We start from the raw sequence: 19,611 nt of genomic DNA on the forward strand, positions 1-19,611 counted from the left end.
CGTCTCTACTTTATTCCTATTTCGAAAATCCGCACCCGGACTATTTTCGGGCGGCCCCGTCGATTTCGAGTTGAATGGCGGCGTGGCCGATCTTGAAACGTTGACAGAGGAGAAAATTGATCTTCTTCAGGAGATGCGTCGTCTCTTTCAGCGGCATGTCCTCCACCGCCACATGCGCCGACAAGGCATACATGCCGGAGGTCAGCGTCCAGACATGGACATCATGGACATCGCGGACTTCCTCCAGCACCTTCACCGCCTCGACGACATGAACCGGATCGATTCCCTTCGGCGTCGCCTCCAGGAGAATATCGATCGAATCCATCATGAGGCGAAACGCCCAGTAGAGGATGACGAACGAGAGAAACACCCCCACGAGAGGATCGACGAACCACCATTGGGTAAAATAAATGACCCCGGCCGCCGCCACCACCCCGACGGAAGAGAGGGTGTCTCCGATCATGTGCAGATAGGCCGACTTTACATTGAGGCTCCGCTTCATCGATCGGCTCAGCAGGGCGGCGGTGACCAGGTTGGTCACCAAACCGATCGTGGCGATGAGGATCATCTCCACCGTGGCCACCGGAACCGGGTTGTAAAAGCGTTGATACGCTTCGTAGAAGATCCAAAGGGTTACCAACAAGAGAAGGAAACTGTTCAGCAGCGCCGCCAAGATTTCAAGGCGGTAAAAGCCAAACGTCTTTTTGGAGGTGGGGGGGCGGACCGAAAAGATCATCGCGACGAAGCTGATCGAGAGCGCAAGGAGATGGGTCAACATATGCCCGGCGTCGGAGAGAAGGGCCAAGCTGTTGGTCATCAATCCTCCGATGACCTCCACAATCATCACCCCGCCGGTGAGGAGAATCGCCGACAGGAGCCTTTTCCGCTCCCCGGACCAGACCGACGAAAATGAAATCGGTTGGACCTGGGGATTGTGCGGATGCCCCAGGTCGAGGCCGCAGCTATTTTGGCAAGGATGATAGGTCTCCTGATCCTCGCTTTCGTGATGATGCCCCGTGACGATCGATCGGAAATCTACTTCCACAGTTTTTTTAAACCTCTCCAAGAAAAAAAGAAAATTCCGAGGAGCAGAACATAGATGATGATGAGCGCGATTTTCGGCTGGGTTGGATAGAGGCTAAAAACAACATAAATCAGGATACCCAATAAAAGCTGGGCGATCAGGATATCCCCAGACCATTTTCCCTTGTTGGAGTCGGACATGCTCCTCGCTCCTGAGTATAACATAAACCGAAACGTTCCCCTAGCCGCGGCCCTCGGCAAAGCGGGAAGCCGGCACCTCGGTCTCTTCCTTTGGCATCGATGAAAATCGAGCGGTCTGGATATTGAACTCGGAGGGAAGAGCGCGTTCGTTTATTCGGGGGTGGGAAAAAAGGCAGACCGGGCAGGGGCAGCCAATCGCGGGGACGCCGGTCGACGTGCCGGAACTTAAGAGGGTCCGCCTCATCATGTTACGGGGCTTCCTCCGGGGGCGGCTCGGGGTTCTCACGTTTCTGGATCATCTCCTCAAACGACTTCATCAGCGCGTCGTGCTTCTTGACCATTCCGTCGAGCTCCGCGGCCGTGTCGACCATTCTTTTTCTCATCGTTTTTCTCTGGGCGGCGGTTGACTGTCCGGAAAGGAGCCGCTCGGTCACCTCGGCTTGATCTTTCATCGCCATCAACATTTGATGCAGGAGGCGGTGATGTTCACGTAGGATCTGGTTTCTGCTGATGATATCTTTTCCGTCGGTGGCCTCAGCGACCCCCACCGAGAGGAACAAAACAAAAAATAATACAACGGCGGTTGCGCACTTCTGCAATTACTTCCTCCTTTTTTTCATTTCCTCATTAAACGTCTTCTGATAGAGGATGTCCCATTCCGGGCTTCCTTCGACGATCCTGCGCGAATAAGAGGAGAGCTTCTGCCGAACCAGCTCGTCGATCTGCACATCGAGATTCAATTCCGAAAGGAGGGTCCGCTTGATCTGCCGGAGGATCACCTCTTTCTCCACTTTTCGCTCGACGGAGGGATCTTTTTCCAACGCCTGGAGAATGAGGTGAGAGAGGTGGCTGATCTTTTCGTCGCTAAGGGCCATATCGTTTTATACCACCAAGTTTCTGTCTTTAATCAGCTGTTTTTTGATCATCTGAAACATCTTTTGATAATCGACATTCCCCTGATCGATCTCCTTCTCGTAACCCTTCAGGATCTCCCTTACTTCGGCATTCAGACGGTCTTCGACCTGGAGATCGTCCAAGATCACCGATTCGACCTTTCCGATTAAGAATTCTTTTTTGGAAGAGGAGGCAATCAGCCCTTCTTTGAGAAGGGTCTCCACCAATATCTTAGAGAGAGAGGCAACCCGTTCTTTGGCAAGTTTCATTTCGGTAGAATAACAAAAGGGGGGGGGGGTGTCAACAAGCGCCGGTCGCCCCGATGGTGAGATTGAGCCTTCTCAACTGCCTCACTCACCAGGCGGCGAATAGACCGCACCCTTGTTACGGCACTCCCGAATTGGCTATACTAAAATTAAGAGGCAATGCTTAACAAGGTATCCCCCATTTCGATTATGGTTGGCTGGTCTGGCAGATCACCCAGAGAATTTGAGCGTTGGAGAGGGGGAGGGTGAGAAACAAAAAAATCCTCTCATGAAGGAGCACGAGATGAATCGAAAGATGCTTTACGCAACACTTTTCCTTCTGGCATTGACGGTGAGGACAACCTATGCCGGCGATCTCCTCGATGGAGGGCCGATGATCGACACCCCTGCCAACGAAGAGATGGTCGACACGCCCGCCGACCGGAGCAAGGGAAATCCTCCCGCCAGTCAAAGCGATGGAGCAGATGAGAGCGCCACAGATGAGTTCCATCGGAGAGTCACAGGGGAGATCGATCGGCTTGAAGACGGCATGATCTCTTTGAAGACCGAAGAGGGAACCGTTCGCAAGTTCGGCGTCAAAGATGCTAAAAAAGAAGGCCTGAAAGGATTGAAGCCCGGCGACCGCGTCACGCTCGAATTGGATGAAGGGAATGAAATCGCCGACATCCATAAAGAAGCCCAAGTGGCTGAAGGAAACCAAAGTGGCGCCGATGACGGAAAGGGGGGCTTTTCTCCGGAGAAACACCGCTCGATTACCGGAACACTGGAGTCTTTTAATGCGATGGAGAGAAAAGTGACCATCAAAACGGCAGAGGGTCAATCGAAATCATTTCAGCTGAAGAACCCGGCGATCAGCAAACTTACGGGGGTGATGCCCGGGACCGAAGTCGTCCTTGAGGTCGACGAACAAAACCGCGTGATGGATGCCCACAAGCCCTCATAACCACGGCATTTCCCGATGAAGTAAAATGGGGGTCCGGATCGGAACAGAGATTTCGGACCCCCCTCTATTTCAAGAGCGATTTCTCTTCCTCTTTCTACCTGATCAACCTAAGAGTAATCTGACTGAATTTCGCTTGATGTTTCGTTGTGCTTTTAGTATGGTTTCTGATTGGCATTTATCAGGTCGAGCAGATTTCTCCTAGTCCGGAAACCGCTGCTTCAAAATCTTGCAGGCAAAACCCGTTTGAAGAAGGGCAGGCCGGGGGTACTGATATCGGCCCGCCACGAAAGAGCGCAATGAGCCGAGCCCAGGGTCGGGAACAAGATAACTACCCGGAAAATAGAGACAAAAATAGAACCGGAATTTCCGGAATCTTCCAGCGAGGGCTGGCCCTCTTTTTTCATTCGAAGAATCGCATGGTCCGCTTTCCCGCCGATCGCACCCTCGGAATCCTTTTTCAGAGGGACCGAAATAACCGATCCGAAGATGCCTGGAAAGAAATCGGCCCCGCCTCCGGGGATGTTTTTCTCCTTGCCGATAAAGCGCTTCGATTGAAGGTCGCCTCGGGAGACGGGGCGCCTGTCGATCTGTCGCCGCTGACCGGCCTAAAACCGAATGATCTGCAAAGCCTTCGCCTTGAATATGCGAAGATCACCGATGCGGATTTGTCTCATCTTCGCGGTTTGACCGGGCTCAATGAGCTGGAGTTGAAGAGTACCGCCGTCACCGGGGAAGGATTCGTCTATCTGCGTAATCTCAAACTTCTGATCGAACTCGGCCTTTGGGAAACCCCGATCGATAATGCAGGACTGAAACACCTTCGGGAGTTCACCACTCTCCAAGAGCTTGATCTCGGAATGACGCAGGTGACCTGCTCCGGGCTGTCGCACCTTCAAGAAATGCGGAGCTTAAGACGGCTTTCTCTAGGAGGAACAACGGTCGGAGATAAGGGGATGGCCTTCTTGCGGGAGCATACCGCGCTCCAAGGGCTGTTTCTCGGCTGTACCAAGATCAGCGACACGGGCCTGGCGCATCTTCGTGAACTTCCCGAACTGCAGCGGATCGCCCTGGCCGCAACCCGGGTCACCGATGAGGGTCTCAGCCATTTAAAAGAGCTGCAAACACTGGAATGGCTCTATTTGGGAGGAACCCGGATCAGCGACGCCGGCTTGGCCTCTCTTCGAAACATGAGGGGTTTGAAGTGGCTTTATCTTCCGGGAACGGGGATCACGGATGCGGGGCTGGCTCATTTGAGCGCTTTATCGAACCTGAAAGAACTCGATCTCAAGGACACTTCCGTCAGTCCCGGCGGCTTGGAGAGATTACGGCAAACCTTGCCTGATTGTAAGGTCTTCTTTTAACGGTCGCCGCAAGGATTCTTTCCCTCGATCACCGCTTACAGCTTGTCTTTGAGAATGACTTCGGCATCGATAAAATGCTCGAAAGGACGACCTCCCTGTTTCCCTTCCACATGATAGGTCCCCTGAACAAGAGCATAATGCCCTCGCTGTATCGTGGGAAGGGTGAGGCTGACGACCTTAATCGTCGACCCGGTACTACTTGGATTCACCGACTCCTCTTCCAGAACAAGCATCACAAATTCGCTTCCACGCCGCCCTTGTTGGACCTCAATGGACTGAACCCGGCCGGTCACCACAATCCGGTGACCATCATATTGGCCCGGCTCCGTTTTAAGGTCGTTCAGAGTCACCAGCATTGGAAGCTCTTTGGCAGGCGGCTGGGCTACCAGCAGAGATATAGGGGAAAAGGAGAGAAACAGGCTTGCCAAAAAGATCGGGACAAATCGGCTTTTTGCTATCGATATGAAATAACATCGGCTCGTTTGACGCATAGGGCAATCCTTTTCAAATAAAAATGTTTTTGATATAATCCCGCCCATCGCGGGACATGGACGTTATATTAGTAATTATACAATATTTCCTGGGAGGCTTTAATGCAAAAATCGAACCTCTTCCTAAAAATCATTTTAGGATGGCTCTTATTCCTTAACATAAGCCCAATCCACATGATGGTTGGAAGGGCCCAAGCCGCAGAAAAAAAGGATTTAACTCTGATAAATACGGGAGAAGGGCAGGAAGCAAACAGGAAAATTTTGGTAGAACTTTTCCTGGCGAAGGAGCGAAAGGCGGATATTGATAAAATTAAACAGGAGTTTGAGGCGCTCTCCATCACTCGAATCCGGCCCCAATTTTTCCGATTGGGGAACCCGCCGCCGAACATTGCCATCGGGAAAAACATCCCGGCGCCGGTCGCCCGCGTCGCGATGCAATTGGCAATCACCTACAACGGGGGGATCAAGTATCTCCTTCCGGAGTTCCGTTACTTCCCGGACCACATCGTCATCGGCTCATCCGCCTTTGACGAAAGCTCGCAGATCCCGGTGGCCCAGGAGGATGTGGAGAAACTCTTGAATCCGGAACTCAGCACGGAGGAATTCCACATTCTCTACCGTCATCTGACGGGAGAAGACGTTGAACTTCCGAAGTACACCGATTAATACTGCTGAAGCTCGACCGCCGGCGGCACAAGATGATGCGGTTGAAGGGCCGTATCCATCCGGAACTGCGTCTGAAGATCATGAAGCGGGATATCGATCTCCCCCGCGTCGAATGCAAAATTTAATTCCGATTTCCCGCTCGGGTCGATCTTGATCCGGCCCGCCCGGACCTTCACATGCGGGTGCCAGGCGATGACATCGTACTCTCCCGGCGGCAGATCGGGAATCGTAAAACGGCCGTCCTGCCCGGTCACTGCAAAGTAGGGATTTCCCACCGCCAGCCCCCACGACTGCATAAAATCGTGCACGCCGCACTGCGTGCGAAAAATGTAATGACCGTTGCGAAGCTTTACCGTTTTGGATGCTATCGTCTCGGGAGTAAGCGGTTTGTTAAACATCGCGAAGGTGTATTTGTCCTTGAGGGTGTAGCCCTGAACATCGTGCGCGATCGGATCGTTGTTCACCATCCGGAACGGATGGCCGTTGCGGACCGGGGTCACCCACGGGGCGATCCGGCAGTTTTCGATCGTGACTTCCGGAGTATAGTCGAAGGGCTTCCCCCGCTGCACCCCGACCACCGCGACCACTGCATGCTTGAGCCCTCCATCCGGGGCAACCTGGAATTCCTTGAGCAGCCGGTTTCCCTTTCCATCGGAAATCCTCCCGCAAAAATCGATGTTCGGCGAGAAAATCAGGTGAAAGATCCGGGCGGGAGGGGGCGTTCCATTCAAGACAACTTTTCCCTCCAGAACGCCGCTGTCGGTGATCGGCCCTTCCTCATACCCCCATCCGGTCGACGAGCCGATCAAGACCCAGACAGCCAACAAACCGATGATCATTCCCATCCTCTTCACTCTTTGAAGAGACACCTTCAGTAACATGATGAACCCTCACATATACGGTTAATCGATACCGTTAATCGATGATAATGCGATCGTCCTTCGGACCGAGCATATGATCGTGCGGCGTGGCCGGACTGATTCGACGCTGGTGCTGGGTTTCGTAAAGCGCCCGCTCGACCGTCGTGGCGTCGAACTCAAAATTAATTTCGACTTTTCCATTTGCGGGAACGGTAATTTCTTTCTCGATAATATCGAAGTGGGGATGCCATGCGGTAATTTGATACGTTCCCGGCGGAAGTTGGTCGATGTTGAATAAACCGTCCTTCTTCGTCTTGGTGTAGTAGGGGTTATCGACGACGAAACCCCAACTCTGCATGAACTCGTGCATCCCGCAAATCATCTGAGAGATCCGCTTTCCAGGGGCGAAATGAAGAACCCCGCCGCGCGGCTCCGTCGAAACCGGAAGGGGGGTGTTGAGAATAATATTTCCCTTCTCGTTTTGAAAAACCTGGATGTTGTGAATGATCGGATCTTTATTGATCATCGAGATCGGTTTGTGGTTCACCAGAACGGTCACGTTCGGATGCTCGTGATGGAGTTGTCCTTCCTTCACCGAGTATTGCTCCTCGTCGGGAACCTCGGCCGGATGAAACATGCAATCGACCGCGACGAAATCGGCCTGGATCTTCTGAAAAGGTTTCCCCTTCTTTACCTCTTTCACTGCCACCACGGCGTCTCCCAGGGCGCCCGCTTTTCCGACGATGAACTCCTTGAGCCGGACATTCCCCTCACCGTCCGAAATTTTTTTACAGAAGGGTCCGAACGGATAAAGGACCAAGGGGAAAATACGCGGATCCGGAACGGGGCCTTTCAATACAATCTTCCCGGTAACGCTTCCCCCGTTCTTCACCTCGATCTCTTCATATCCGAACGCATTGGAATGATCGAAGAAAGAGATCATTCCAATGAGGATCAATCCAACGCGAAAAACCATTGACATCTTCACAGTACCTCTCCTCATGAAAATAGCAAAATGGGGCAGGGGTAGTGAGACCCCCCTGCCCCATTTTGTAAAAACAATGCTTTGGTTACTGATGCAGCATCGACACCGGACCGGGGGCCTGGTCTTTCAATTCAGAGACCGTTTCCGGCGCCTCTTCTACCGGCGCCTCGGCGGTCTTTCCGCCCGGCCCCGCAGCGCCGTTCAACGGAAGGATTCTCCGATCGCCCTTTGGAAGCGCTCTCAGATAGCCCCACTGTCCGGCCGCCGCATACGGCATCCGATGGTTCTGCCAGACATAGTCGCCGGGAAGAGCGAACGGACCGCCCGCCCCTTCCTTCAAAAATACGTCGAGGTACTCGGCGCCGCCGAATTGGAGACTGCTGAGCATATCGGCCCCCTCCATGTTCGGCTTGAAGGGCCATTCATGTCCTTCAATGCTGAAGATTTGGTTCTGCTCGCTGAAGGCTCCGAAGACATGGATCCGAACCGGATCGCCTGAATGTGCCATGATCGTCGGTGTTTCCGGAGCGGTCTCGCCGGCCAAGCAGGGGGTGAACATATTACCCGGCTCACACCCGTTTTCCTCCCGATACATCCACGGCTCGGCCCGGTAGTTCACGCCGGTCAATCCGCCGATCTGCTGGATATAGGGCATGAACGACGTTCCGATGATGTTGTCCTCGTCCTGGAAGAAGAGGGCGACATCGCGGTAATCGGACCGGCCCATGCTATCCGGCAGTGAGCGATCGAGGATCACATCGGCCGCCCAAGCGTTTTTCATCGAGACATCGTCTCCGTTCATCGGGTCGCGGAACTTCGCCCCCTTCGGGCCGACGATGATGGCCCCAAAGAGACCGTCCCGAACGTTGTTGATGAAATTCCCCCAATCCCACACCAGAGAAGCAAACTCGCCATATTGAGGATGCGCGTAGAAGGTGTAGGTCTTGCTCTTGCCGGGGGCGACGGTCTGATCGCCGGGGTTGTTGCCGACGTTGACCCCTTGAGAATCTTTAGGGTCGAACGAGAGCATGTCGGAGCTGAACGACGCCTTGCTCCCCTTCATTTCGTTCTTCAGATTCACCTTGATGCAGTCCCCTGAATTTACCCGCAGAACGAGCGGCATCGGCTGGAAATCGCCATCGGCCACCTTACGCTTCTCCCCTTCGAGCATGAAGATCTTGCCCTTCGGGTTGGATACCAACAGCTTGCGGTCGAAGTCGACCTCGATAAAATCGCCGGCCTTGGTGTTGAACTTCAAGGCCCGATCGGCTGCGATGACGTTGAAGGTCTTCACCGGCGCATCCGACGGACAGAGTGTTTTCGCCGATTGCGGGATCTCTCCCGTTCCGGGAAGCTTCTGAAGATCTTTCACCTCCTTGTCCAACACCCGGATGATCCCCCAGCTCCCTTCCGAGAGGTGAGAGGCCCGGCCGTTGTAGTGGAGATAATCCCCCGCCATTTGCTGAGGGCCGCCCGCCTTAAAGACCAGATCGTAACGCTCGGCGATCCCGACATGGTGCGCATTTCTAAAGTCGGAATGCTCCGCGAACCGCTCCGTCCGGAAGGCATGTCCCGCCACCTTCCAGGTATGCGTCTCGTTCATCAGCGTATGAAGGAGCCGAACCGCAATGGTGTCTCCCAAATACGCCCGCAGAAGCGGGGTGCTCGGATCTTGATGCGTCTTGCTCGAAAAGATCAAGGTGGGATCGGGATTCATTTTCAACCGCCGCGCCACCGACTCCGACCGGAAGTTGAATCCCCCTCCGGTAGTGTGGGTTCCCCCATTCAGCATCGGCACCGCGACCAGATCCAAATCATACGGCATCTGGAAGGAGAGGGTCTGCCCCGCATCGATCGCGACCTGAATGGTCTGACCGGGAGGGTTCCCTTCCACAACCACCTGGGCGGTGTAGGGGACGGTGTCGTGAGGCATCACAACCAGTTCTCTAAAGCTGCCGTTGATGCCGTAGCCGATCGGCTCGGTGGAACGGATGTCGGCCACCGGACCGCTTCGGATCTCTTTTCCGGTCACCGGATCGTGATAGGTTGACCCCGGCGGCTCGACGATCATGGCGCCAACCCCGCCGTGCGGCCAGGTGGTAGCGCCGAAGGCATGGTCATGCCAGAAGACCGTCCCGCTGTCGGCATCGACCCAGTAACGGTACCGCACCCACTCGACCGAGGCAATCTCCCCTTTTTTGTGCGCATTCGCCAACGGCTCGGTAAAGGTAACGGTGTCGCCTTCGATCGATTTAATCCAGCGAACTTCCGAAGAGTTGACCTCATCCATCCCGATCATCAGATCGGTCCCCACATGAAAGGGAGTCGCCCCTTCTCCCATCTTGATTTTGATGGAGTTGGCGCCTGCCTTCACATCTTCCGTAATCACCGCATTCATCGGAGCAGGAAGACCTTTTTGCTTCTTCTTCCCCATTTGCGTAAAGGGGCGGACAGACTGATCATACGAGAACCCGGTGATCACGCCGTCCGATGCCTGATTGTCGAACTGGATGAAGTGGATGTGGATATTGATCTTCGACATCTGGAAGTTGGTGGTGTCGTTATCCTCCCACTCGCTCTTCAAGATGACATCGACGCAGTCGTAAACACTGGCCCGATAGACCAATGGGATCGTCTTATCACTCGCCGGATTCGCCCGGATCTCCTTTTCATCCTCATGGAGAACATAAAGGAGCCCCTTCGGATCGACGACCGGCTTTTGCTTGCCGAGCCCTTTGGTCAACTGAATCGGGGTTTCGATGAAATGGATCGTGTACTGTTTGCGGCCCGCATTCTCGGGGCAGAGGCTCCATCGGCCCTGCTCACCCGGCTTGGCCGGCTGTGTCGTCTCCATTCCGGCCACATTTTTTCCGCCCGGATCAGAGGGGAGTGAACCATTCTCTTTCTCCATGTGGATCGGCTCCAACCAAGGGGCCGGTCCATGATGGCGGGCAAACGGCACCCGCTTTCCGAAGTGCGGCTTGAAATGCGGCCAGGCGAGTTTTCCGGTCGCCGCGTCAAAGAGAATCGGCGGACGCTTGCCGGGCATCGGAGATTTATATTTGGGCCAATCGAACTTGCCGGTTACTTCCGGCTCGCCCATCGCCTTGTTTCCTTCCCAAACCCAATCCCAGACGGTGGCATCATAAGCCATAATCTGCCCCTTCTCGTCTGCGGTATGCCCCGGCTGACCGGCGGGCGGGAGCATCATTTTGACCCAGTCCTTGATCGAGATCTCGGGAATCGGCTTGCTCCAATCCGATTTATTGGAAGTCACATTCCATTTCTTGTCGTACCAGTCCATCGTCTTTCCGACAAGCTTGTCGGAAGTCACCGCTGCCTTGATCCGGCCTTTCCGATCTGGAAGCTCTTGCAGCGGCGGCATGACATCGGTGCTTGCCATCGGATAGTTACCCGACTGCAGCGTGTTGTAGACTCTCCAATACCCCCACATCCCGGCCACATAGTGGTGCGCCACATGGCAGTGGAAGAGGAAATCTCCCGCCAACTGCTGGCAGAGGCCGGAGCCGCACTCGGTCTGCAGATCGAGCACTTCAGAGGGGCCGATCACCTGAACGTCGACGCGATCGGAGGTGGTACGGATCTCGGGGAATTTCACCGGACCGTTCTCGGCCGCCGTCAAAAGGAATTCACCCTTGCCGTCGGCTTTCGGCTGACGCAGCCAGCGGATCGTTCCGCCGTGCGGATGATGCGAGTGGAACACTTCGCCGCCGCCGTGGACCAGGCGAAATTTGGCCGGATCTCCGAGATAGGACCGGGGAATGGTCGTCGGAGCATCGGCAAAGGTGTAGGAGCTGTACCCAAGCGATTCGTCTTCAAAGTGGAAATACTTTTCTTGAAGCGCCAGGTTGTTGACGCCGAACGGCTCGCTGCGATAGTTCATCGCGCGGGCGGAAGGACGATAGGCGTCGGTGTTCGGATCGCGCTGCGGAATCATCTCTCCCTGCCGGTTCAACGGTCGGAACGATTCGTCTCCGATTTCGTGGTAAATCAGAATGAATTCACGGAAATCCTTCGAGGTCGGCCGCATCCTCTTGTCGCTGACGATCATCATCTGCCAGCCGCTCTTGCTCTCTTTCCCGGTGATCGGATCGAGGTATTTCGACCCCATCGGCTCGACGACGAACGTTCCGATCATGCCGAGGCTCGCCTGCTCCCGGCCGACATGGCTGTGGAAAGTATGCGCCCCCTCCTGTTCGTTGGGACGGATATACCACTCGAACGTCTGGCTCTCGCCCGGCTTCACTGTCGATTCGGGGTTGGCGATGGTGGCCGCTTTTCCGCTCGTCTTCACGATCGTGCTGGAGCCGTGGATGTGCATGCTGACATCTTCGCCGTCCAGCTTGTTCCGCAGCGTAAAGACGATACAATCACCCTGGTTTCCGCGGATATTCAGCGGCTGAATCATATCGGTCTGAAGACCGGTCGTCACGGCACCCGGATCATAACCTTCTTTCTCACGGGCCTCCGCGTTCTTCTTTTCTTCTTCACGGACCTTCGCTTCATTCTCCGAGAGGACGTACATGTATCCGGGGTGAAAGTCGAGCCACTGATTCAGCGTGATCTCGACGTTGATCGCGGAGATGTCATACTCTTTTACCGGCGCGTTCTTCGGACAACGACCGCCCGAGGTGACGCTTTCCGCCACCCCTGTCGGGCCGAGGAAGAAGCTCTGGTCCATCTGCTGCATCATCGCCATGCCGCTGAAAGGACCGCTCTCCCCGCCGTGATTGGAATGTCCTCCCGTTCCCTTGGAGATCTCATCCATCAATTTGTTCATTGCCGCGTCGACGCGATCTGCATGGCCGGCGCGCCCTTCGGCCTGATCTTCCCGAACGAGCTGGGCCTTGAATTTCTCTTCCCAATTGGTCGATGCCGCCGCTGAATCGGGAGCATGGGAATGGTCATGGTCCGCCCCGCCGGCTAAGACCCCCTCCCTTCCCGACAGAACCAATAAGAGAGCGAAGAATATTGTGAAGACGTTCCGCCTTGCAGTATTCATGGTGTCTCTCCTTCTACCTTTGTTATTTGCGTAAACCGGACTTGTTGAAAGAAATGGATCGTCCTGAAAAGATTTTGTCTTTCGATGCGTGGCAATCATCTTAGATGTTGGATGTCGGTGGCTGGTAGTAACAATAATCGGCCAAAATGTGTCGTGAATCTAGCATGCACGTTATGACGTGTCAAGTATTTTTTACATATGTTTAGTTTTTTTACACTTAAATATCAGATGAACGGTAGATCTTCTTGGGAGATGCCAATCAAAGGAATAAACTGATTCGGATGAGACGAAGACAAACCGAAACAATGGATCGTTGTTCTTTAAGGATGGATTAGGAGCGGAGTTGGAAGGCTCTTCGAGACGACCGCCGCACAAGGAGCCCCATGGCGCAGCGGAAGGGGCCCACTTTAAAAATGATGCGGCGGCGGCTCTACGCTCAGGGCGTAGAGATCCCCCTCGTGGGAACCGACATAAATCGTGCCGTCTTTTGCAATGGCAGGAATCGAAGAGGCGGCATGTCCGGGCCGAAACTGCCAGACCCGTTTTCCTTCCGGGCTGAATCCATAGAGGAATCCGTCGTTCGATCCGATGAAAATTGTTTCGTCAGGACCGATTCTGGGGGTGGAATTGATAATGCTTTTAACCTGAACCTGCCATTTCAGCGTTCCGTTCGGTTCGAGCGCATAGAGGGGGCCATCGGATGATCCGACGTAAATGACGCCGTCCGGGCCGACCGTAGGGGCCGCCGAAATCGGCTGCGCCGTCCGATATCGCCATAACGTTTTGCCGTCTTTAGAAATGTGATAAAGAAAACCGTCCGCGGATCCGGCATAGATCGTCCCGTCCAGTCCGAGGGTCGGCGAGGCGATGCGGCTCTCCGCGTTGAAGCGCCACTTTAGTTCCCCATTCGACTGAAAGGCGTAGAGAAATCCCTCCTCCGAACCAAGATAAATGACGCCGTCATTCCCAACCACCGGATCGGATTGAACGGAGCCGCCAATCTCATACCTCCACTTTAATTGTCCGCGGGAATCAACCGCATAAAAATAACCGTCTTCCGATCCGAAGTAGACCGTTCCGTCTCCCCCCAGGGTCGGAGAGGATTGAACCTCCCTTCCCGCTTTGTAACGCCATTTCAATTCGCCTTTGGAGGTCACCGCGTAGAGATGGTAATCGGTTGATCCGACATAAATAGTCCCATCCGCGGCGATGACGGGAGTCGATCTCATAAAATGGACATGTTTCAGCGGGCCGATCTTTTGCTTCCAGCGCAATTTTCCGCTGGCATCGATCGCGTGGAGATAGGTATCCGTCGAGCTGACGTAAATCGAATCATCCGATCCGATCGTCGGGCGGGAGTAGATCGTGTTTCCGGTCGTGTAGATCCATTTTACCGGACCGGCGCTTTTGGCGGCATAGCCGAGGCCGATATTGCCGGGAAGCGGGAAAAAAAGAGGAGATAACATTCCGAGAACCAAGCTGACGAAGAGGAGTGTCGCGAAGATCGACCTGCGTTTTCCCCATTGGGAACGACGCCAACGCTTTTCTCCGCTTATTTGAAAAAGGCGTTCTCCGCTCACCATGAATTCTCTCCAACGATATTGATAAAGGTCAAGAAACGCTCCGGTGCAAAAACAAGTAGAGGGACTTTCGAGTCCCTCTACTTGTCTTGCATTTTATTTCAGAGAATGCTTACTCAGCCTTCCCCTCTACGGAGATCGGTCGAGCGCTTCCCTCCTGTCCCGCGAATCGGAAGCCGGGATCGGTCGGCGACAAGGCGAGAATCTTCTTGTCTCCCTTCGGAAGCACCTTGAGGAAGCCCCATTGTCCCGCATCGATGTAGGCAGCCCGGTGATTCATATAGACGTAATCACCCGCCAACTGATGCGGTCCGCCGGCGCCCCCTCTGAGGTCGACACGGAGGTAGGAGCTTCCGCCGAATTCAAAGGAACTGTGCAAATGCGCCCCTCTGAATTGATCGGCGGGCCACTCGTGACCATCCAGCGCAAAGACCCCGACCTGCTCGCTGAATCCGCCAAAGACATGGATGAGAACCGGATCCCCGGCATGGGCCTGCAGAACCGGCGTGCTCGGACCGGTCTTGCTGGCGGACACACACTGGAAGATCATCCCAACCTCGCAGGCTCCGTTGTCGATATACCAGTCTTTCGGCTCCGCCCGGTAGTTCACCCCGGTGAGGCCGGCGACCTTCTGAGCATACGGCATGAAGCTGGTTCCCATAAGCTGATCTTCATCCTGGAACATCAGCGAGAATTCCCGGTAGTTTTTCTTGTTCTCATTGCCCGGAACGCTCCGGTCAACGATCACGTCGGCCTGCCAGGAATTCTTCAGGGTAATATCCTCTCCGGTCGCCGGATCGCGATACTTCGACCCTCTCGGCCCGATGATAACGGCGCCGTAGAGACCGTTCCGAGGATTGTCGACGACGTTCCCCCAGTCCTGAATCATGGAAGCATTTTCACCATATTCAGGGTGGGCATAGTAGGTATACGTCCGGCTCTGGCCGGGGGCCACCGTTTGATCGCCGGGATTGTTTCCGACGTTCGCCCCGGTGGAATCTTTCGGATCAAAAGCGAGCATATCGGCATGCAGCCCCGCCCGCTCTTTGGCCATCCGGTTGGTGAGCTTGATCTTGATGCAATCCCCGACGTTGACCCACAGTGTCAGCGGCATCGGTTTGAGATTCCCGCTTTTTACCTTGGTCACCTCATCATCGAGGACATAGGCCTTTCCTTGCTCGTTGGCCGTATTCACCCTCCGGCCCAGGTCGACCTCCATGATCTCCGGCATGCCGGGATTAAAACGCATGGCATAATCGATCGCTGAGACGCTGAAGTTCTTGACCGGCGCATCCGCAGGGCAGACCTCCTTTGCCGGGGCGGGAATCTCTTCCCGAGAAGGCAAGGGTTGGAGGCTCTTATCCGGTTTATCCAACACCCGGATCAATCCCCACGATCCACCGGAGAAGTGAGAGGCCCGCCCGGAGTAGTAGAGGTAGTCCCCCGCCATCCGTTGCGGTCCGCCGGCGGCCGGGATGACCATATCGAGCCGCTCTGCAATGGCAATGTGGAAGGTATTGCGCGGCAGCGAACCGGAGTTGAAGCGCTCCATCGGAAAATAATGGCCGCTGACATGCCAGGTGTGGGCTTCATTCGCCGCTCCCTGAATGATGCGGAAGACGATCGGATCGCCGAGATAGGCTTTCATCATCGGGGTTGCCGGATCGCCATGCACCTTGCTGGAGAAGAGCTGAGAAGGATCGGGGTTGTTGGCCAGCCGCACCGAAAGCGGCTCCACCCGCAATCCAAACCCTCCGCCGGTGGTGGCCTCTCCTCCGTTGAGGAAGGTCATCGCCGACTTGTTCAGCCGTTCCGGATACTTCGCAGACGGCGTTCCGTCCACGGAAGGACGTCCCGCCATCGGGTTATCGGCCGTGATCAACTCAGCCGTTCTCGGGTTGGAATCCATGATCTGCATGACGACTTCGCGGAAGCTGCCCGAGACCTGATGAGAAACAGGATCGGTCGTACGGATATCCGCCACAATCCCGCTCCGGATCTCTTTTCCGGTCGCCGGATCATGATAGGTCGATCCGGCCGGCTCAACGATCGTCGAACCGAAGAGCCCATGGCCCCAGCCATCAAGACCGAAGACATGGTCGTGCCAGAAGACCAGGCCGAGGTCGACGTCGGGATACCACCGATAACGAACGAACTCAGGGCTGGCGATCGATCCTTTCTTATGATTCCCCTTAAGAGGCTCGGTCAGGACCACCGTGGTTCCCTTGATCTCTTTGATCTTGACCGCTTCGAACTCGCCGACGCCGTCGAGGGAAAGTCCGATGGTGATCCCCGGGTGGAACATCGGGGTATCGAACTTGATCTCATGCACGTCGACTTTGCGGACAGCGGAGGCGATCTCAATCGAGGTATCCCCTGCTTTCGCCTCTTTGGTCAACGTGGTGTTTTGAGGAACCGGTAGTCCGTAATGCGGCTTCGCCTTGTCCTCCGGCTTCAAGATGGTGAAAGGCCGGACCGACTGCTCGTAGTTAAAGCCGATGATCACCCCGTCCGACGCGGTGATGTCGAACTGGAAGAAATGGGGATGGATGTTCGTCTTATTGGAATGAACGGTTCGGTCGTCATCCTGCATCTTGCTCTTATAAATGACGTCGACACAATCATACACATTGGCACGAATCGCCAACGGCACTTTTTTATCGTCGTTCTTACGAACTTCCGCTTCTTCCTCTTCCAAAACGAAGAGCAACCCATCCGGATCAACGATCGCCGGCGTTTTCTTCGTCGCCGCCTTCAGTGTGATCGGAAGAGTAATCCCGTTGATCGTGTAGAATTTCCGGGGTGCTCTTCCGGGACAGAGGCTCCACGGCCCCTGCTCTCCAGGAGTCGCCGGCTCTGTTTCTCTCGCCATCCGTCGGATCGGCTCAAAGAACGGCGCCGGGTTGTGCTCGGGCGAGAAAGGAACCCGTTTCCCCATGTGCGGCCTTAAATAAGGGATTGAAAGTTTCCCTGTGGCCGGATCGAACCGAAGTGCGAACCGCTTTCCCGGCGTGGGACTCTTATAGTTGACCCACACCTGCTTCGTCTCCGGTTCCGACATGGCGGTATTTCCATCCCAAACCCAATCGAGCACCGTCGCATCCATCGAAACGACCTGCTTATGCTCGTCGTCGGTCCCGCCTGGTTTTCCCTGGGCCGGAAGCATCATGTCGACCCACTCTTTGATCGACACTTCAGGTGGATTCGCCTTCCAGTTGCTCTTGTCGGCGGTGATCTTGAACTTCTGTCCACCGAACCAATCGACCGTCTTGCCGACAAGTTTGGAGGAATCGACCGCCGGTTTCATCTTTCCTTTCCGATCGGGAAGCTCGGCCAGCGGCGGCATGATGTCATCTTGGGAGCCGGCCACCTGAAGGGTGTTGTAGACGCGCCAGAAGCCCCACATCCCGGTGACGTAGTGCTGGGGGATGTGGCAGTGGAAGGTGTAGTCGCCCGCGCCGTAGGCACAGCCGCCGGCGCCGCATTCGATCACCTGATCATACGATTCGGCGGCGCCGATCGCCTGAACGTCCAAACGCTCGGAGCTGGTTCGGACCGGCGGGAACTTCACCGGGCCGGTTCCGCCGGCGGTCGCCGCAAAATTAAACTCCGCCGCGGTGACGGCGCCGGGTGAACGAGGCCAGCGGTCGCTGCCGCCGTGGAGATGATGGGAGTGAATGACTTCCGATCCCCCCATCATCCGATATTTGGTCGGATCGCCCAAGTAAGAACGGGGAACCGTGGTGGCAGGATCGCCAAAAGTGTAGGAGCCGTACCCCATCGATTCATCGTGGACATGGTGCTCCTTGTCCTGCATGGCCAGCCGCGTTCCGTGCGGCTCGCTTCGAAGATTCAGTCCCCGGCCGCCGGGCCGATAGGTGTCGGTGAAGGAATCGCGCTGCGCCAGCATCTCGCTGTTGCGGTCCAGGATCCGGAAGACCTCGTCGCCGATCTCATGATAGAAGATGGCGAACTCACGGAAGTCGGGTCCGTTCGGATCTTCGATCATCGCCATCCAGCCGCTCTTCATCTCCTTGCCGGTCCAGGGATTCAGATAACGAGAACCCCGCGGTTCAACCACAAGGGAACCGAACATGCCGAGCGACCATTGATCACGGACGGCATGGCTATGGAAATGATGTGCTGAGTCGGGTTGATCTCCGGGGATATACCATTCGAATTCCTGCGTCTTGCCCGGCGCGACCATCGAATCCTTGTTCGTCATCGTTGCCGCCTGACCGGTGGCCTTCACGATCATACTGGAGCCGTGAATGTGGAGGCTAACCGGCTCGTCGTTCTCGGTCTGGTTCCGGAGGGTAATCCGGACGCAGTCACCGGCGTTGGCGCGGATGACCAGCGGTTGAATCAGATCGCCCTGAAGCCCAACGGAAACGGCCGCCGCAGGAAAGGGATCTTTGCTCTCGCGGGCCGCTTTGTTTTTGGCCTCTTCCGCGCGAACCTTTTGGAGATCTTCGGTCAGAACATAGAGGTAGCCGGGATAGTAGTCCATAAAGCGGCTGATCGTGATCTCCGCATTGATGGCGGAGATATCGAAGGTCTTCACCGGAATATTGCTCGGGCAGCGTCCCCCTTGGACGACCGCTTCTTCATTCGCGATCTGGAGGGGAATCCCCTGCGACATCGTGTGGGCCTGAGAAGCGTTCGTGAATCCGCCCAGATTTCCACCGGCCCGGGTGATTTCGTGATCGAGCTTCTCGGTCAGTTTGTTCAACATCTGCGCGCCGGCGTCCTGGCGGACGGCCCCGGCGGGAACCGGACTTCCCTGGCCCCGCTCCGGCATTCTCATTTCCTGCATGTCATGATCGTGCGGATGTGTCCCTTCGGCATTCAACACGCCGCTCTGGAACAAAAACAATGCTAAAAACGCAAAAAATCCCCCCCAGAAGCTACCTTCTGACTTCTTCATTCCGCTTCTCCTCATCATTCTCTTGTAATTTTCTTCCTGAAATGATCGTATCCGATGACAGGTGATGATGTGGTTCTCATTTCATTGATTGAGCGCTGAGCGATATCCCCTCGCCGAGATACGCTTGAAAGCGTCTCAACCATCGGTTCTAAACGGAGATTGGTGATCCTCACTCCGTGAATAAAAGTATTGACACCTTCCATTTCACGGCAAGCGACAATGGCGGTTCGCTACAGAGCAAGAGCGATGCCAAAAAATTGACGCAGAAGAAAACCGAAAAAGACTGGGATTTTTTATAAAATGCGGAATGAGACCGGTATTGGATCGTAGTCAGTGTGTCAATATTTTAGACAGTTGACTAGAAATTTATTCACTCGCTCGGCGGAAATAG

At 55.2% G+C, this 19,611-nt stretch carries 12 protein-coding genes and 1 pseudogene; 3 read left to right on the plus strand and 10 right to left on the minus strand.

The window, feature by feature from the left end; genetic code table 11:
• Nucleotides 1-40: 40 nt before the first annotated feature.
• The 4 genes and pseudogenes from MCM46_07310 to MCM46_07325 form a co-directional block, all read right to left on the minus strand.
• On the minus strand, nucleotides 41-1,045 hold the full coding sequence (locus MCM46_07310; GenBank protein MCG3111619.1) for a cation diffusion facilitator family transporter: 1,005 nt from the start codon (nucleotides 1,043-1,045) through the stop codon (nucleotides 41-43).
• Nucleotides 1,036-1,224 carry a hypothetical protein gene (locus tag MCM46_07315; GenBank protein ID MCG3111620.1) on the minus strand — a complete coding sequence of 63 codons (189 nt, stop codon included), beginning with the start codon at nucleotides 1,222-1,224 and terminating at the stop codon, nucleotides 1,036-1,038. Before MCM46_07315 ends, MCM46_07310 begins: the two co-directional genes overlap by 10 nt.
• Nucleotides 1,225-1,472: 248 nt before the next feature.
• Nucleotides 1,473-1,823 (minus strand): hypothetical protein, encoded by a 351-nt coding sequence (locus tag MCM46_07320; GenBank protein MCG3111621.1) that lies wholly within the window; start codon nucleotides 1,821-1,823, stop codon nucleotides 1,473-1,475.
• Nucleotides 1,824-2,387, minus strand: a pseudogene (locus tag MCM46_07325) (DUF507 family protein).
• A 280-nt stretch (nucleotides 2,388-2,667) separates the two neighbouring features.
• Here MCM46_07325 and MCM46_07330 point away from each other — a divergent pair.
• Together MCM46_07330 and MCM46_07335 are read left to right on the plus strand one after the other, a co-directional pair.
• Complete coding sequence (locus tag MCM46_07330) at nucleotides 2,668-3,327, plus strand: hypothetical protein (GenBank protein ID MCG3111622.1); 660 nt, start codon at nucleotides 2,668-2,670, stop codon at nucleotides 3,325-3,327.
• 416 nt (nucleotides 3,328-3,743) lie between these two features.
• Nucleotides 3,744-4,688: a hypothetical protein gene (locus MCM46_07335; GenBank protein ID MCG3111623.1), complete on the plus strand. Its 945-nt coding sequence runs from the start codon at nucleotides 3,744-3,746 to the stop codon at nucleotides 4,686-4,688.
• Nucleotides 4,689-4,723: 35 nt separating this feature from the next.
• On the opposite strand, the gene MCM46_07340 is transcribed toward MCM46_07335, so the two are convergent.
• Entirely contained in the window at nucleotides 4,724-5,044 is a 321-nt protein-coding gene (locus MCM46_07340; protein ID MCG3111624.1) for a hypothetical protein, read from the minus strand.
• Nucleotides 5,045-5,440: 396 nt separating this feature from the next.
• On the opposite strand from MCM46_07340, the gene MCM46_07345 reads away from it, so the two are divergent.
• The gene (locus MCM46_07345) at nucleotides 5,441-5,845 is read left to right on the plus strand and encodes a hypothetical protein (GenBank protein MCG3111625.1); all 405 of its coding nucleotides are present in this window, start codon (nucleotides 5,441-5,443) and stop codon (nucleotides 5,843-5,845) included.
• Here MCM46_07345 and MCM46_07350 read toward each other — a convergent pair.
• From MCM46_07350 to MCM46_07370, 5 genes are all read right to left on the minus strand, one after another.
• On the minus strand, nucleotides 5,842-6,684 hold the full coding sequence (locus MCM46_07350; GenBank protein ID MCG3111626.1) for a carboxypeptidase-like regulatory domain-containing protein: 843 nt from the start codon (nucleotides 6,682-6,684) through the stop codon (nucleotides 5,842-5,844). The two genes, MCM46_07345 and MCM46_07350, sit on opposite strands and share 4 nt — an antisense overlap.
• Before the next feature lie 76 nt (nucleotides 6,685-6,760).
• Nucleotides 6,761-7,687 carry a carboxypeptidase-like regulatory domain-containing protein gene (locus tag MCM46_07355; protein ID MCG3111627.1) on the minus strand — a complete coding sequence of 309 codons (927 nt, stop codon included), beginning with the start codon at nucleotides 7,685-7,687 and terminating at the stop codon, nucleotides 6,761-6,763.
• A gap of 88 nt (nucleotides 7,688-7,775) precedes the next feature.
• Entirely contained in the window at nucleotides 7,776-12,713 is a 4,938-nt protein-coding gene (locus tag MCM46_07360) for a multicopper oxidase domain-containing protein (protein MCG3111628.1), read from the minus strand.
• A 407-nt stretch (nucleotides 12,714-13,120) separates the two neighbouring features.
• Nucleotides 13,121-14,296 (minus strand): PQQ-binding-like beta-propeller repeat protein, encoded by a 1,176-nt coding sequence (locus MCM46_07365; protein MCG3111629.1) that lies wholly within the window; start codon nucleotides 14,294-14,296, stop codon nucleotides 13,121-13,123.
• 109 nt (nucleotides 14,297-14,405) lie between these two features.
• Nucleotides 14,406-19,220, minus strand: a complete 4,815-nt coding sequence (locus MCM46_07370) for a multicopper oxidase domain-containing protein (GenBank protein ID MCG3111630.1) — start codon at nucleotides 19,218-19,220, stop codon at nucleotides 14,406-14,408.
• Nucleotides 19,221-19,611: the final 391 nt, after the last annotated feature.

The organism is Candidatus Manganitrophus morganii (assembly GCA_021651055.1).
Classification (GTDB): Bacteria; Nitrospirota; Nitrospiria; order SBBL01; family Manganitrophaceae; genus Manganitrophus; species Manganitrophus morganii.

Bases quoted from the DNA above. Each gene is read 5' to 3' on its own strand.
- MCM46_07315 (MCG3111620.1), bottom strand. From the start codon at position 1,224: ATGTCCGACTCCAACAAGGGAAAATGGTCTGGGGATATCCTGATCGCC.
- MCM46_07330 (MCG3111622.1), top strand. From the start codon at position 2,668: ATGAATCGAAAGATGCTTTACGCAACACTTTTCCTTCTGGCATTGACG.
- MCM46_07335 (MCG3111623.1), top strand. From the start codon at position 3,744: ATGGTCCGCTTTCCCGCCGATCGCACCCTCGGAATCCTTTTTCAGAGG.
- MCM46_07340 (MCG3111624.1), bottom strand. From the start codon at position 5,044: ATGCTGGTGACTCTGAACGACCTTAAAACGGAGCCGGGCCAATATGAT.
- MCM46_07350 (MCG3111626.1), bottom strand. From the start codon at position 6,684: ATGATCATCGGTTTGTTGGCTGTCTGGGTCTTGATCGGCTCGTCGACC.
- MCM46_07355 (MCG3111627.1), bottom strand. From the start codon at position 7,687: ATGTCAATGGTTTTTCGCGTTGGATTGATCCTCATTGGAATGATCTCT.
- MCM46_07360 (MCG3111628.1), bottom strand. From the start codon at position 12,713: ATGAATACTGCAAGGCGGAACGTCTTCACAATATTCTTCGCTCTCTTA.
- MCM46_07365 (MCG3111629.1), bottom strand. From the start codon at position 14,296: ATGGTGAGCGGAGAACGCCTTTTTCAAATAAGCGGAGAAAAGCGTTGG.
- MCM46_07370 (MCG3111630.1), bottom strand. From the start codon at position 19,220: ATGAAGAAGTCAGAAGGTAGCTTCTGGGGGGGATTTTTTGCGTTTTTA.